Source organism: Odoribacter splanchnicus DSM 20712, assembly GCF_000190535.1.
Taxonomy (GTDB): domain Bacteria; phylum Bacteroidota; class Bacteroidia; order Bacteroidales; family Marinifilaceae; genus Odoribacter; species Odoribacter splanchnicus.
On the sequence record NC_015160.1, the window covers coordinates 971,305 to 986,064 of the forward strand.

The following is a 14,760-nucleotide window of genomic DNA, read 5'->3' on the forward strand; positions in this document are numbered from 1 at the left end:
TCTTATTTAATGGTTTCAATAGTAGGATCACTAAACCAAGTTTTCAGCTGTGCCTTTGCATAGGCCATAGAACACTCTCCAACTGTCGCTATCACCATAGTTCTGTTATCAATAGCGTAAGCCGCCATTTCTTCATCTATATTTATTTCAGAAATAAAATCACTTACTTTTTCCCATTCCGAAAAATAGATTTGTACCTTAATTGCTTGCATAATTCTGTTTTTATTAGTTATTCATTGCAATATCAACCGCTTTTTGTACTTTTACAGCCGTTTACATTGTTATCGTGCTGCAAATATAATTCGCATTTGCGAATAAAACAAGTAATTGCGAATATTTTATTCGCTTTTGCGCAAATAAAATAGGAGAGGTATGACTATAAATGAACGAATGAACCATATTATCAAAGAATTGTACGGCGGAAACAAACGAGCTTTTGCCAACGCAATAGGTGTATCTGCTACTGTGATTGAGAATGTTGTAGGTACGAGGCAAGGTAAGCCATCTTATGATGTCCTCGAAAAAGTATGCGCAAATGCGAATATATCAGCAGAGTGGTTATTAATGGAAAGAGGGGAGATGCTGTATAATTCTACCTCTCAGACGCAATACACACCTCCCGACCAAAACACCCACTACTTTATAGAGAAAATCGCAGAACAAGCAGAGGAAATCGGCAAATTAAAAGAACAAGTAAAGTTATTGGGTACACAACAATCGGCTGCACCCGATGCAATATGTGCAGATGTCGTATAATTTTCGGGAAAAAGTGTCCCAAATATTAGCTGCACACGCACTTTTGATTTTTATCAAATAAGAATCAGTTATTCATTATATTGTATATCAGCATATTAAACAACAATATATGCTGATTTCTATTATTTTTTTATGGTATTTTCCCCCTCTGAAAACCACAAAATAACTATAAAACAGCTAATAAATAGGCAATTTCTATATCTAAACACGTCTATTTTTAACGGGAAATGCACAACCAAATGCACAACCATTAAAAACATTTCGTTTTTTTTATTACAAAAATGCACAACCAAACGCACAACCAAATGCACAACCAACCCCTAAAAAACGCAATATTCCACCCTCAAATGAATACCATTTGCCCCTCTCCTATTTCCGCTATTTTGAACGCCGAATTCAGGCTATTTTAATATGAAATGATAATCCTATCAACAGAGCATAAAAAAGCCGCAATCCGCTTAAATAAAAGCGTTCTGCGGCCAATGTGCTCACCCCTCTCCTCTCCTACTCCACCGTATATTAAGTTTTCGCTGCAGTGTAAAGCAGATAGGCGTTCAAACTATTCAGAGTAAAGTCTAAAGTAAAGCCAAAGTAAAGCAGAGTAAACTTTTCGTTTTTCCCTCTCTCCTCTCCTATTCAATCATAACTATTTGTATATCAAAGCTATTCCGTTTATGTGGAATAACTCAATTTATCGCATTTCGTTTTACCCCCCTTATTAAAGCCTGAGCCGGTTGTGCTTCCCGCATAAAATGTTCACCGATCAGAAATCCTCTGAATCCCAATCTGCGTAACCCGACGACTGTCTCCATGGCACGAATTCCACTCTCGGCCACTTTCAGACAAGCAACCGGGACTTGTGAAGCTAACCGGAAAGAAGTATAAATATCCGTCTCGAAAGTAGTCAGATTCCGATTGTTGATCCCCACCATATCCATTTCCGGGGAGACATATTCCAACTCTTCTTCCCGATGTATTTCCAATAGTATTTCCAATCCCAGTCCATGAGCAGCATCGGCCAATTCCCGGCACTGTGCCGGCGACAAAGCTGCAGCGATCAACAAAACGGCATCGGCTCCATAAGCCACCGCTTCGGCCAGTTGATAGAAATCGACGATAAAATCCTTACGCAATAAGGGAATATCCGAAACCCTCCTGGCCATAGCGAGATCCAATAACGATCCTCCGAAATAATCCGTATCCGTCAACACCGAACAAGCCGCAGCACCATTCCGTACATATCCGCCGACCACCTCCTGCACTCCGGCTGCCTCATGAATAAATCCTCCGGAAGGAGACTTCCGTTTAAATTCTGCAATGATCCCTGTTGCCGATTCCTCCAAGGCCTTTCGCATCGATAACCGTTGTCTCCCAGCTAAAAGCGTACTCATCAGATCCCTTTCGGAAATCCTGTTTTTCCGCTCAGTCACTTCTTCCTGTTTTGTTTTCAATATCCGGTTTAAAACTGACATATCATTTTTCATTAAGTTCTACAAATTTACGGAACGCCCTCAGTGCCCTCCCGCTCTCCAGCGCCTCACTCGCTTCTGCAATAGCATCCGGCAAAGCTATTCCGGGCCTCAGGGTACGGATTGCAAAAGCAGCATTGGCAATCACACAGTCTTCTTGTCCCCGGGTAGCCTCGTTAGCTAAAACCTGGTCAAAAATCGCCGCAGCTTCGGTCACCGTATTTCCTCCCGACAATTCCTCTTCCGCCACCCGACCGAATCCGATCTCTTCCGGCAAATAAATGCCCTCACCCCGATTATTCAGCGCTTTAAAAGGAGAGGTCAGCGAAACTTCATCATACCCGTCCAGCGAATGTACTATCGTGTAATTCACTCCGCTCTGCTGATACATATAGTTATACAAACGGGCCAGTTTCAGGTTATATACTCCCAATAACTGGTAGCGTGGGAGTACCGGATTGACCAAAGGCCCCAACATATTGAAAAAGGTACGTACACCTAAAGCACGTCGTACCGGTCCTACACTTTTCAAGGCAGGGCTAAAAAAAGGTGCATGCAAATAAGCGACCCCGCTTTCTTCCAGCGATTGCTGTAACCGACCGGAGTGTCCTGTAAATTTCACCCCATGTTGTTCCAGTACATTCGAAGCCCCACTCACCGAACTGGCACCGTAATTTCCGTGTTTTACAACCCGGTAGCCTGCTCCGGCCACCACAAAACAAGCCGCCGTAGAAATATTGAACGTATTTTTTCCATCCCCTCCCGTACCGACAATATCGATTGCATCATGACAATCCAAATCCACGACCACCCTCCGTTCGAGAATGGCTTCCCTAAACCCGGCCAATTCTTCCGTCGTAATACTACGCATCAGAAAAACGGTCATAAAAGCCGACAACTGGCTGTCGTTATACCGGCCGTCGGAAATGTTCAACAAGACTTGTTTAGCTTCTTCTTTAGAGAGGCTTTTGTGCCCGAACATTTTATATAACAGTTCTTTCATAGTAATCAATATATCATATACATTCCCTTTACTTCAAGCATGCAACCAATTCGCCATCATCATTTTCCCCATAGGAGTCAAAATCGATTCCGGATGAAACTGAAGGCCGCGAACATCATAGCTTTTATGAGACAGGGCCATAATTCTGCCTGCAGCATCCTCAGCGGTAACTGTAAGACATTCAGGCAGATTTTTCCGACTTACCACCCAGGAATGATACCTGCCTACATCAAAACTTTCACCCAGACCGGAGAACATCTTTTCTTCGGCAATCACCCGCACCGGTGTACAAATACCGTGAAAAACTTCCGGCAGATTCTCCAATTCAGCGCCGAAACACTCCCCGATGGCCTGTTCACCCAGACAAATCCCCAGGATTGATTTTTCAGCCGCATAACGCTTCACAACTTCGGGTAATATTCCGGCTTCACTTGGAATTCCCGGCCCCGGAGACAAAATAATCCGGTTGTATCGGCCGGCTTCCTCCACCGAAATCCGGTCATTTCTGGCTATATCCACTTCGGTTCCCAATTCATGTAAGAGGTGAACAATATTATAAGTAAACGAATCGTAGTTGTCGAGTATCAATATTTTTTCCATAAGTTCAATTTTTAACCTTTTCACTCATTTCCACCGCTTTCATCAAAGCCCCCAATTTATTATTCAATTCCTGCAATTCACTTTCAGGCGAAGAGTGCGCTACAATCCCCGCTCCGGCCTGAGCATAAAGCCGGTTACCGTAACTCAGAAAGCTCCGGATCGTAATGGCCTGGTTCAATTCTCCCTGAAAACCGATATAGCCGATACAGCCCCCATAAATCCCGCGACTATGAGGTTCTATGTCATCGATCAGTTGCATCGCCCTGACTTTGGGAGCACCGCTGAGCGTACCGGCAGGAAAAGTATCCGCAAAGAGCCGCAAAATATCGGTATTTTCGGAAACGCAAGCACTCACTCTCGACACCATATGAATCACATGCGAATAATATTGGATCTGACGCAAGAACTCGATCTTTACCTGACCAGCCCCGCGGCTCAGATCATTACGTGCCAGGTCGACCAACATGATATGTTCGGCATTTTCTTTCTCATCTTCCAATAATTTACGGGCCAATTCCGAATCCCGGATATCGTCTCCTGTGCGGCGGAAAGTACCGGCTATCGGATCGATATAAGCTTTACCTCCGGCAACACGCAGATGAGTCTCGGGAGAGGAACCGAAAATGCGAAAATGGCCGAAATCAAAATAATACAGATATGGAGAAGGATTTATACACCGCAAGGCCCGGTATACATTAAAATCATCTCCCCGAAATCCACGGCTGAAACGACGCGAGAGTACAATCTGAAATACGTCTCCCCTTTGGGTATGCCGAATACCCCTTTTCACCATTTCCATATACTGCTCGTCGCTAATCGGAGAACCGGTATCGTCCAACGCCTCGAAACCATACCGAGCCATATTATTGTTTTGAATGACATCGATAAGTTCCGGCATATGGGAATGCTGCCCTTCCGGTAAATTTTCAACGATCGTCATCTGATTTTTAAAATGATCGACTACAATAATATACCGGTATAATATATACATCATATCAGGTATTTCAGCAAACTTCTCTTCTTTCTTCCGGATACGGACAGCTTCAAAATAACGTACGGCATCATAGGCCGTATACCCGAAAAAACCGTTGATCCCGGTCAGGTTTGTTTCGGTCTCGAACGAAGCGATATAATCTTTCAGGATTTCGATAACATCCACGCCTTCTGTAAGAGCATCCGTCAGTTGCCGGCCATCGGGAAAACGACGTACGATCTGTTCCTTCGTTACCGAAAAATCGGCCATCGGTTCCACGCCGATAAAAGAAAAACTATTTTGAGTCGTATGATAATCCGAACTTTCCAGCAAAGCCGATTGTGGAAATAAGTCGCGTACCTTCAGGTAAATTCCCACAGGAGTCTGCAAGTCGGCCGGAAGAATACGGGTGATTGTTTTAATTCTATATTTCATAAGTGTAAAAATTTATTCATCCTTTTGTAGGTCTGCATATCTTTATCACCCCGACCGGACAAATTAATGACAACGATCTCTTCCGGCCGGAATGTTTTTTGTTCCAGAACTGCCAGGGCATGGGCCGATTCCAAAGCCGGGATGATACCTTCCATTTCTGTCAGGCAAAAAGCGGCATTCAACGCTTCTTCGTCCGTAACAGCCAATACTTCAGCGCGTTTTTCTTCTGCCAGAAATGCATGTAAAGGGCCGATTCCCGGATAATCCAGTCCGGCAGAAACAGAATAGGGTTCGACAATCTGTCCGTCGTCCGTTTGCATCACCAACGTACGGCTTCCATGGATAATACCTTCTTTTCCCAAATGGATCGTAGCTGCCGACTCTCCGCTTCCCAAACCTTTTCCGGCAGCCTCGGCAGCAATCAACCCAACTTCGGGAGAATGCAGAAAATGGTAGAAAGCCCCGGCAGCATTACTTCCTCCTCCCACGCAGGCTATTACATAATCGGGTTCTTCCCTTCCTTCTTTTTCCAACAATTGCTTTCTGATCTCTTCGCTGATCACCGACTGAAAACGAGCCACCATATCCGGATAAGGGTGAGGTCCCACTGTCGACCCGATGATATAATAAGTATCCGCGGGGTTACAACACCAGTCGCGGATCGCTTCGTTGGTGGCATCTTTCAGCGTTTTATTGCCACTTTCAACAGCTACCACCTTCGCTCCCAACATCTCCATTTTTTCAACATTAGGTTGTTGCCGGACCACATCGGTCGCTCCCATATAAACGATACATTCCATATTCATCAGGGCACATACAGTAGCCGTCGCTACTCCGTGCTGCCCGGCTCCGGTTTCGGCAATGATCCTCTTCTTTCCCATACGCCGGGCCAATAGAATCTGACCGATCGTATTGTTGATCTTGTGGGCTCCGGTATGATTCAGATCCTCGCGCTTGAGATAAATCCGGGTACCGTACTTTTCACTCAGCCGACGGGCATAATAAAACGGACTGGGACGACCGACATAATCCCTTAATAATAGCCTGAACTCCTGCTGAAAAGACTCATCTTCCATTTCCCGCAAATAACATTCACGTAATTTTTCTACATTCGCATGTAAAATTTCAGGAACATAAGCACCACCAAACCTACCGTAAAACCCCTGGTCGTTTACATTAAAATTTTTCATATGATTTACTTTTGGAATTTTCTTAAGGACAAAAAACAAAAAAGGCTACCGGTGTTCCGATAGCCTCCATATGCTGATAATACAGTTCCTTCACTGATATTACTGACCAGACATCATAAAGCGTGCGTCCCACCGGTTTATTCCCGAAAGGCGCCACCACCATGCTTTATTTGTCAGTAATAAATTCATATTTTGTTCTTTTCAACGGAGCAAAGATGAAAAACTTTTTTCTAAAATCAAACAATCGGAAAGATTTTTCTTCAAAAATAAATCAACGGCCCCAATCGGTCCGGGCCTCGAGCAGCATATCCAAAACAACGATAGCCGCCATAGCTTCGACTACAGGCACAGCGCGGGGAATAACACAAGGATCATGGCGTCCGTGTGCTTCCAGAGTAACTTCTTTCCCATCACGTGTCACCGTTTCCTGACGTTTCATAATAGTGGCGACCGGCTTGAAAGCTACCCGGAAATAGATATCTTCTCCGTTCGTCACGCCCCCCTGTATACCTCCCGAGCGATTCGTCGCCGTGTGTACTTCACTTCCTTTCATGACAAAAGAATCGTTATGCCCGCTTCCCTGCATAGAGGCTGCTGCAAATCCGCTTCCGTATTCAAAACCTTTGGTTGCGTTGATACTCATCATTGCATGCGCCAGTCTTGCCTGAAAACGGTCGAACACCGGTTCGCCTAACCCGGCAGGTACCCCCTGAATCACACAACTGACTATTCCACCGACACTATCCCCTTCATCCCGCAGCTGCCGGATCAATGCAATCATTTCTTCAGCAATCCCGGCGTCAGGACAACGTACGATGTTATCTTCTGCCCGCTCCAAGGGCAACTCCTGATAAGGCCGGGTAACAGCAATCGGTCCGACTTGTGAAGTATATGCCCGAATGCTTATCCCGTAACCGGCCAACACCTGTTTGGCAACAGCCCCGGCAACGACTCGGGCAATGTGTTCCCGGGCCGACGAACGTCCGCCTCCCCGATAATCCCGGATACCGTATTTCTTTTCCCAGGTATAATCGGCATGAGAAGGACGGTATAAATCTTTCAGATGATTATAATCCTTACTATTCTGATTCTGATTTCTCACCAGAAATCCGATCGGCATGCCGGTAGATTTTCCTTCAAATATTCCGGAAAGAATCTCTACGGTGTCTTCTTCTTTCCGGGGGGTAGAAACCTCCGACTGACCGGGCCGCCGCCGGTTCAACTCACCTTGAATAAAATCAGCAGACAAGGCGATTCCTGCCGGACAACCGTCGATAACCCCTCCAACAGCACTACCGTGTGACTCTCCGAACGACATCAGCCGAAAAAATTTTCCTATAGAATTACCGGACATAAAAAGTAGAAAGTATTCCTTATATATTTAATGACATTCTCCGCATCCGCAGCCCTCGTCGTGGGATCCGCAACCTCCTTCAGAACCACAGCCACTACACCCCCCGCATTTATGCGAATGTAAAGCTTCCAGTTCTTCATCCGTTGCATCACGGACACCTAATATCTCACCCTTGAAAAACAAATCTTTACCGGCCAGGGGATGATTAAAATCGATACGTACTTCCTCGTCACCGATAGACAGGATCTTGCCCTGCAAACGTCTTCCGACACTATCCATCATCGGTAAAACATGGCCGACCACCATCTCTTCAGCTTCTACATCTTTAAATATTTCCTGGGGTAAATCCACAATCATATCTTCGTTCACCAGTCCATAAGCATGGGCTGCCGGAATGCTGAAATCGAATTTATCCCCTTCATTTTTATCCAGAAGGTTCATTTCAAAATATTCTAAAGTCTGCCCTTGTCCACAGATAAAATCCAAGGGCCGGTCTGCACCTGCTGCTTCGAGTAACTCTCCGTTTTGTTCCGTTCTTAATTCGTAACTTACGGATACCATCTTATTTTTCGTAATCATTCTTTTTATTGATTTGGTTTTGCACAAAAGTACGATAAAATAATTGAAAAATTTCTCCCCTATTTCCAAAAAAATGGTACTTTCGCACTAATTTACATTTTTTGAAGATGCGCCATTACGATTATATTATAGCAGGGAGTGGATTGGCAGGGCTTTACACGGCCTATCACGCTGCCGCTTATGGAAAAGTTGCTTTGCTGACCAAATCCGGTATTACAGAGAGCAACTCTTATTTTGCACAGGGTGGAATCGCCGCCGTTACAGACGAAGACGATGCTCCTGCACTTCACTTCGAGGACACGATTATTGCCGGACGCGGGCTTTGCGATTACCCAGCTGTCGATATTTTAGTGAACGAAGGTCCGCAACGGATACATGAACTCATAGAGGCAGGTATGCATTTCGATATGGAAGACGGCAGCCTCGCCTTGGGGTTGGAAGGCGGACATCACCGGAAAAGAATTCTTCATGCCGGCGGTGACGCGACAGGACGTATGGTGACCAGTTTTATGATCAGCAAAGTCATCAATAATCCGAAGATAGATATTTTCGAAAATCATTCCGTGATCGGTATCCTTCAGGAAAATCAGGAATGTTACGGCGTACGGGCCTGGAATTTAGTGACAGAAAGCGAAGAACTGTTTTATGCCGACAACACCTTCCTCACTTTAGGAGGCACTTCGGCTATTTACAAACGGACCACCAATCCGCATACCACGATCGGAGACGGACTTGCTCTGGCTTTTAATGCAGGTTGTGAAATCGCCGATATGGAATTCATTCAATTTCATCCTTCGGCCATCTATACCGAATCGGAAGAGGCATTTCTAATCAGTGAGGCAGTCCGGGGCGAAGGGGCTTATCTGATCGATCAAAACGGAGAACGCTTTATGCCGGCGATTCACGAATTGGCCGAACTGGCCCCCCGGGATATCGTCGCTCAATCTATTTACCGCCAGATGCTGAAATACGATCAGGAGTACGTCTGGTTGTCCCTCAAACACCTCGATCCTCAGGTGGTGAAACACCGCTTTCCGAATATTTATGAAAAATGCCAGGAATTGGGTATCGATATGTGCGACCGGATCCCCGTAGCACCGGCAGCTCATTATATGGTAGGGGGAGTGAGGACGGACACCCATGGACAGACCAACATCAAACGTCTGTTTATCTGCGGCGAACTGGCCTCTTCGGGAATCATGGGAGCCAATCGGCTCGCCTCCAACTCGTTGATCGAATGTCTGGTATTCGGGAAACGGGCCATCGAGGCTTCGCGGAAAAATCTGAAAACCTCTCCTACCCAAGTATTCAAACCGATCTATCATTGCAATGACAATTATGCTGCGCTTTATGTCCATCTGAAAAAAGAGATTTCGCGGATAATGACCGATTATGCCGGCATCATCCGGAATGCAGAAAAACTGAAACAGGGATTGAACGAATTGGAAAGTCTGGAAGACAATCTGCCCCGGGAAATAAACGAATATTACACCCTGATTTGCCGTAACCTGATCACAGTTGCCAGGTTGATTATCTGTTCTGCCCTTTACCGTCAGGAAAGCCGTGGAGGACATTTCCGGGAAGATTATCCTTGTAGCGATGCTTCCTATCTTTTCCATATCGTACAACAGAAAGAAAAAGACCTCCGTACCCTACCTGTCAATACTAAAAAGTCTTTAAACTGAAAATCACTATAAAATGACACAATACGACCAATTAATCGACCGCCTGATCGACCTCGCCATAGAGGAAGACATCGCTACCGGAGATGTAACGACCAACTCCATCATCCCGGCTCATTCCCGGGCCGTTGCAGAAATGAAAATGAAAGCCGACGGTGTAATTTCCGGACTGGCGATAGCCAAACGGGTGTATGAAAAATTCGAGAAAGACATCCTTTGGGACGCCAAAGTAAAAGACGGGGATCGGGTAAAAAAAGGCGATATTATCCTGCGTATCGAAGCCAGCTACCGTTGCCTCTTATTAGGAGAAAGGCTTTCGCTGAACATCTTGCAACGCATGTCGGGCATCGCTACGGAAACGGCCAGATACGTCGAAGAATTAGCCGGTACTCACACCCAATTACTGGACACCCGGAAAACAGCTCCGGGCTTACGGGTATTGGACAAAATGGCCGTTAAAGACGGAGGAGCGATCAACCACCGGATGGGATTATACGATATGGCCATGATCAAAGACAACCACATTAAGGTGGCCGGAGGAATTACCAATGCGGTCAATGCGGTCAGAGCCCATATTCCGGCCGGTATCAAAATCGAAGTAGAAACGACCAATCTGGCCGAAGTGCGCGAAGCCCTCGCTACGCATGCCGATATTATCATGCTGGACAATATGAGTAACGCCGAGATGGCCGAAGCGGTGAAAATCATTCACGGACAGGCCAAAACCGAAGCTTCCGGAAATATGAGTATTCCCCGTTTAAAAGAAGTGGCAGCCACCGGAGTCGACTTTATCAGCGTCGGTGCCTTAACTCACTCCGTAACGGCTTTGGACATCAGTATGAATATTCAAAAAAACTAATTTCATGAAATCAGCACTCAAATTATTTATCATCGGATGTCTTGTATTGATTTTCTGTCGATGTAGTATGAACAAAGACAGCTATTTAAAAGACTTCGAAAAGTTTATCACCCAAACAGAAAAAAACTGTACCACCCTGTCCGATCCTGAATGGGAAAAAATACAGGCCCGGTTCAACGATTATACAGAAAAATATTACGAACAGTTTAAAGAGGAATTGAGTGTAAACGAAAAAATATCCATCAGTATTTTAAAATCTAAATTTTCCACGCTCATTCTAAAACGGGAGAGTAAAAAAATTCAGGAAGAAATGAAGATTAAATAATTTCACCTTTTTATCTTTCTTTGTTATCTTTGAAGCAGAAAATTAATATATTATGACGAATACAGAGATTATTGACAGAATCCGGCAACTAAAAAAAGAAAAAAATGCCGTTATTCTGGCACATTACTATACTCGTCCGGAGGTGCAGGATATAGCAGACTATCTGGGGGATTCACTGGGATTATCCCAGGAAGCCGGGAAAACGGATGCCCGGATTATCGTTTTTTGCGGTGTGCATTTTATGGCCGAGACCGCAGCGATCATTTCTCCGGACAAAAAGATCCTGATTCCGGCTTCAGGAGCCGGATGTTCACTGGCTGAAAGCATTACCGGTTATGAATTGCGGGAATGGAAAAAAGCCAATCCTGACGGGATTATTGTAAGTTACGTCAACACGACAGCCGAAGTGAAGGCCTGGACGGATATTTGCTGCACTTCGGCCAATGCCCTGAAAGTCGTACAAAGCATTCCTCCAGATCATAAGATCTTGTTTGTACCGGACAAAAACCTGGGAGCCTGGATCAGGAAAGTTACCGGACGGGAAATGGAACTCTGGCATGGAGATTGTTGTGTACACGAACGCATCACCACCGACATGATCCTGGAAAAAAGCCGGGACTATCCTCAGGCAGATATCCTCATTCACCCCGAAAGCCACTGTTCGCACGACGAGGCCATTTTAAATCTTCCTCAAGCTTATATGTACTCGACGGCAGGAATGATCAGACATGCAAGCCGGTCGGACAAAAAGCAATTTATCATTGCCACAGAAATAGAAACCATCCATAAACTGAAAAACGATAATCCGGACAAAGAATTTATTCCGGTTCATCCTAAAACCATTTGTGGACAAATGAAAAAAGTAACGCTGGAATCGGTTCTGGAAGCTTTGGAGAAAGAGCAATACGTAGTCGAAGTGGCTGAAGATATCCGTCAGAGAGCCTGGGCCCCTATCGAGAAAATGTTACAAATCAAATAAAACAGCTGTATTCCCAAAACAGGAGTATAAACTATCAGAAAATCAAAAACTATGAATATATCTTTAAATTGGCTGAAAGAATACCTGAAAATAGATTTGAGTGTTGAAAAAGTCTGCGAAATATTGACCAGTATCGGGCTCGAAGTGGGCGGATATGAAAAATTCGAATCTATCCGGGGTGGTTTGAGAGGTCTGGTGATCGGTGAAGTAAAAACCTGTGAAGCCCATCCGGATTCCGATCATTTACACCTGACAACGGTAGATTTAGGAGACGGCCGCCTTACCCCCATTGTTTGCGGAGCTCCTAATGTAGCTGCCGGACAAAAAGTGGTAGTGGCCACCATCGGGACGGTGCTTTACGATGGAGACAAAGAATTTACCATCAAAAAATCAAAAATCAGAGGACAGGAATCCGAAGGAATGATTTGTGCCGAAGATGAAATCGGTATCGGTCATGATCATGCGGGAATTATCGTACTTCCGTCGGATGCCCGGGTAGGTATGCCAGCTGCCGAATATTATCACATTACAACCGATTACACCATCGAGATCGATATTACTCCCAACCGGGTAGACGGCGCTTCTCACCTTGGAGTAGCCCGCGATTTAGCTGCCTATTTACAGCAAACCCAGGAGATTCATTATACCCTTCCTTCCGTAGCTCACTTTGCAGCCGACAGCAATACTGCCGGAATCTCGATCGAAGTGCAGCGTCCGGAAGCTTGTCCCCGATATGCCGGAGTATGTATCGAAGGAGTTAAAGTTCAGGAATCTCCCGAGTGGTTGCAAACGCGTTTGAAAGCCATCGGTTTACACCCGATCAACAATGTGGTAGATATTACGAATTTCATTCTTTTCGAGCTGGGACAACCCCTGCACTCTTTCGATAAAGATAAAATCAAAGGAAATAAAGTGATCGTCCGTAGCTTTCCGACAGGTACCAGATTCACAACACTCGACGGTGTCGAACGTGAACTGAACGAGAACGACCTGATGGTATGTAATACCGAAGAACCGATGTGTATTGCCGGAGTATTCGGTGGATTGGAAAGCGGTATCACCGAAGCTACGACCAATGTATTCCTCGAAAGTGCCTGTTTCGATCCGGTATTCGTACGGAAGACAGCACGTCGTCATGGGCTGAATACCGACGCTTCTTTCCGTTTTGAAAGAGGCACCGATCCGAACATCGTTATTTATGCCCTCAAACGGGCTGCCTTATTGATCAAAGAACTGGGCGGCGGAAAGATTACGTCCGAAATCATCGACATCTACCCGAATCCGGTAGCCGATTTCGAAGTCGAAGTAAAGTATGCCCACATCGATCGTCTGATCGGCAAAAAAATCGGACAAGATACGATCAAAAAAATCCTGAATGCTCTGGAAATAAAGATTGTAAAAGAAGATACCGAAGGACTTTCGTTGCAGATCCCCCCTTATCGGGTGGATGTTCGCCGCGAAGCAGACGTGATCGAGGATATTTTAAGAATATACGGCTTCAACAATATCGAAGTTCCGGCTAAAGTAAACTCTACCCTGAGTTACAGCGAAAAACCGGATGATTTCCAATTGAAAAATAAAATTGCAGATTTATTGGCCGCCAACGGTTTTAATGAAATCATGAACAACTCATTGACCAAAGCTTCTTATTACGAGCATCTGGAGACTTATCGTCCCGAAGAAACGGTTATGTTGTTCAATCCGCTCAGCTCAGACCTGAGCGCTATGCGGCAAAGCCTGCTATTCGGAGGGCTGGAGACGATCGCCTATAATATTAACCGCAAAAACAGCAATTTACGTCTCTTCGAATTCGGAAAAGCTTATACCTTCCACAAAAAAGAAGGCGAAAATCACCTGAAACAATACAAAGAAGAAGATAAACTGGCCCTTTTCATTACGGGTGACAAAATCCAGGCTTCCTGGAACAGTAAAGAACAAAAGACCGATTTCTTCAATCTCAAGAGTTATGCCGAGATGATCCTGATCCGTTTGGGATTCAAAACCGAAATACTGACTTTAGAAGAATGTAGTGCCGATATTTACCGCGAAGGGATAAGCTATACACAAAACGGTAAGCACATCGTCACAATCGGTATGCTGAGTCATAAAGTTTTGAAACCGAACGATATCGAACAGGAGGTTTATTACGCCGAGTTTTCCTGGGAAAATATACTGAAAGCGATTAAAAACCACACGATCACCTTTACTCCCATGCCTAAGTTCCCGGCGGTTAAACGCGACCTGGCCTTACTACTCGACAAAAAAATCAGTTTTAAAGAGGTGCGTGACATTGCTTTCCGGACAGAAAAAAAACTATTGAAATCAGTGACCTTATTCGACGTTTACGAAGGTGAAAAACTGGGAGCCGGTAAAAAATCTTATGCGATCAGCTTCACATTGCAGGACGATGAAAAAACACTTACCGACAAACAGATCGATAAGATCATGAATAAACTGATGGGAACCTACAAACATCAGTTAAGCGCTGAGATCAGATAAACGACCGGTCTGCCCTGATTTTACCGGATGAAAAGAACGATTACTTTTCATCCGGTA

The 14,760-nt window shown here is 45.0% G+C and carries 14 protein-coding genes; 6 read left to right on the top strand and 8 right to left on the bottom strand.

Annotation, left to right across the window (positions count from 1 at the left end; genetic code table 11):
• Positions 1-2: 2 nt before the first annotated feature.
• Positions 3-212, bottom strand: a complete 210-nt coding sequence (locus ODOSP_RS04110; protein ID WP_013611128.1) for a hypothetical protein — start codon at positions 210-212, stop codon at positions 3-5.
• Between the two features lie 160 nt (positions 213-372).
• On the opposite strand from ODOSP_RS04110, the gene ODOSP_RS04115 reads away from it, so the two are divergent.
• Positions 373-756, top strand: coding sequence for a hypothetical protein (locus ODOSP_RS04115; protein WP_013611129.1), 384 nt, complete (start codon positions 373-375; stop codon positions 754-756).
• 686 nt (positions 757-1,442) lie between these two features.
• Here ODOSP_RS04115 and trpC read toward each other — a convergent pair.
• The 7 genes from trpC to ODOSP_RS04150 all read right to left on the bottom strand — a co-directional run bounded on the left by trpC (position 1,443) and on the right by ODOSP_RS04150 (position 8,359).
• Entirely contained in the window at positions 1,443-2,228 is a 786-nt protein-coding gene (trpC, locus tag ODOSP_RS04120; RefSeq protein ID WP_013611130.1) for an indole-3-glycerol phosphate synthase TrpC, read from the bottom strand.
• Between the two features lies 1 nt (position 2,229).
• A complete protein-coding gene (trpD, locus tag ODOSP_RS04125) occupies positions 2,230-3,228 on the bottom strand; it encodes an anthranilate phosphoribosyltransferase (RefSeq protein WP_013611131.1) in 999 nt (332 codons plus the stop codon).
• A 33-nt stretch (positions 3,229-3,261) separates the two neighbouring features.
• Positions 3,262-3,828 (bottom strand): anthranilate synthase component II, encoded by a 567-nt coding sequence (locus tag ODOSP_RS04130; protein ID WP_013611132.1) that lies wholly within the window; start codon positions 3,826-3,828, stop codon positions 3,262-3,264.
• Between the two features lie 4 nt (positions 3,829-3,832).
• Positions 3,833-5,236, bottom strand: coding sequence for an anthranilate synthase component I family protein (locus ODOSP_RS04135; RefSeq protein ID WP_013611133.1), 1,404 nt, complete (start codon positions 5,234-5,236; stop codon positions 3,833-3,835).
• Complete coding sequence (trpB, locus tag ODOSP_RS04140) at positions 5,233-6,426, bottom strand: tryptophan synthase subunit beta (RefSeq protein ID WP_013611134.1); 1,194 nt, start codon at positions 6,424-6,426, stop codon at positions 5,233-5,235. The genes ODOSP_RS04135 and trpB overlap by 4 nt, the downstream gene beginning before the upstream one ends.
• A 271-nt stretch (positions 6,427-6,697) precedes the next feature.
• Positions 6,698-7,780, bottom strand: coding sequence for a chorismate synthase (gene aroC / locus ODOSP_RS04145; RefSeq protein ID WP_013611136.1), 1,083 nt, complete (start codon positions 7,778-7,780; stop codon positions 6,698-6,700).
• Between the two features lie 27 nt (positions 7,781-7,807).
• Entirely contained in the window at positions 7,808-8,359 is a 552-nt protein-coding gene (locus ODOSP_RS04150) for an FKBP-type peptidyl-prolyl cis-trans isomerase (RefSeq protein WP_013611137.1), read from the bottom strand.
• Positions 8,360-8,466: 107 nt separating this feature from the next.
• Between ODOSP_RS04150 and nadB the strand changes: the two genes are divergently transcribed.
• The 5 genes from nadB to pheT are packed head-to-tail and all read left to right on the top strand — an operon-like array spanning position 8,467 to position 14,703.
• Positions 8,467-10,044: an L-aspartate oxidase gene (gene nadB, locus ODOSP_RS04155; protein WP_013611138.1), complete on the top strand. Its 1,578-nt coding sequence runs from the start codon at positions 8,467-8,469 to the stop codon at positions 10,042-10,044.
• A 13-nt stretch (positions 10,045-10,057) separates the two neighbouring features.
• On the top strand, positions 10,058-10,900 hold the full coding sequence (nadC, locus tag ODOSP_RS04160; protein WP_013611139.1) for a carboxylating nicotinate-nucleotide diphosphorylase: 843 nt from the start codon (positions 10,058-10,060) through the stop codon (positions 10,898-10,900).
• A gap of 4 nt (positions 10,901-10,904) precedes the next feature.
• Positions 10,905-11,225, top strand: a complete 321-nt coding sequence (locus tag ODOSP_RS04165; protein ID WP_013611140.1) for a DUF6565 domain-containing protein — start codon at positions 10,905-10,907, stop codon at positions 11,223-11,225.
• A gap of 52 nt (positions 11,226-11,277) precedes the next feature.
• A complete protein-coding gene (nadA, locus tag ODOSP_RS04170) occupies positions 11,278-12,204 on the top strand; it encodes a quinolinate synthase NadA (RefSeq protein ID WP_013611141.1) in 927 nt (308 codons plus the stop codon).
• 51 nt (positions 12,205-12,255) lie between these two features.
• Positions 12,256-14,703, top strand: a complete 2,448-nt coding sequence (gene pheT / locus ODOSP_RS04175; RefSeq protein WP_013611142.1) for a phenylalanine--tRNA ligase subunit beta — start codon at positions 12,256-12,258, stop codon at positions 14,701-14,703.
• The last annotated feature ends 57 nt before the right edge of the window (positions 14,704-14,760 follow it).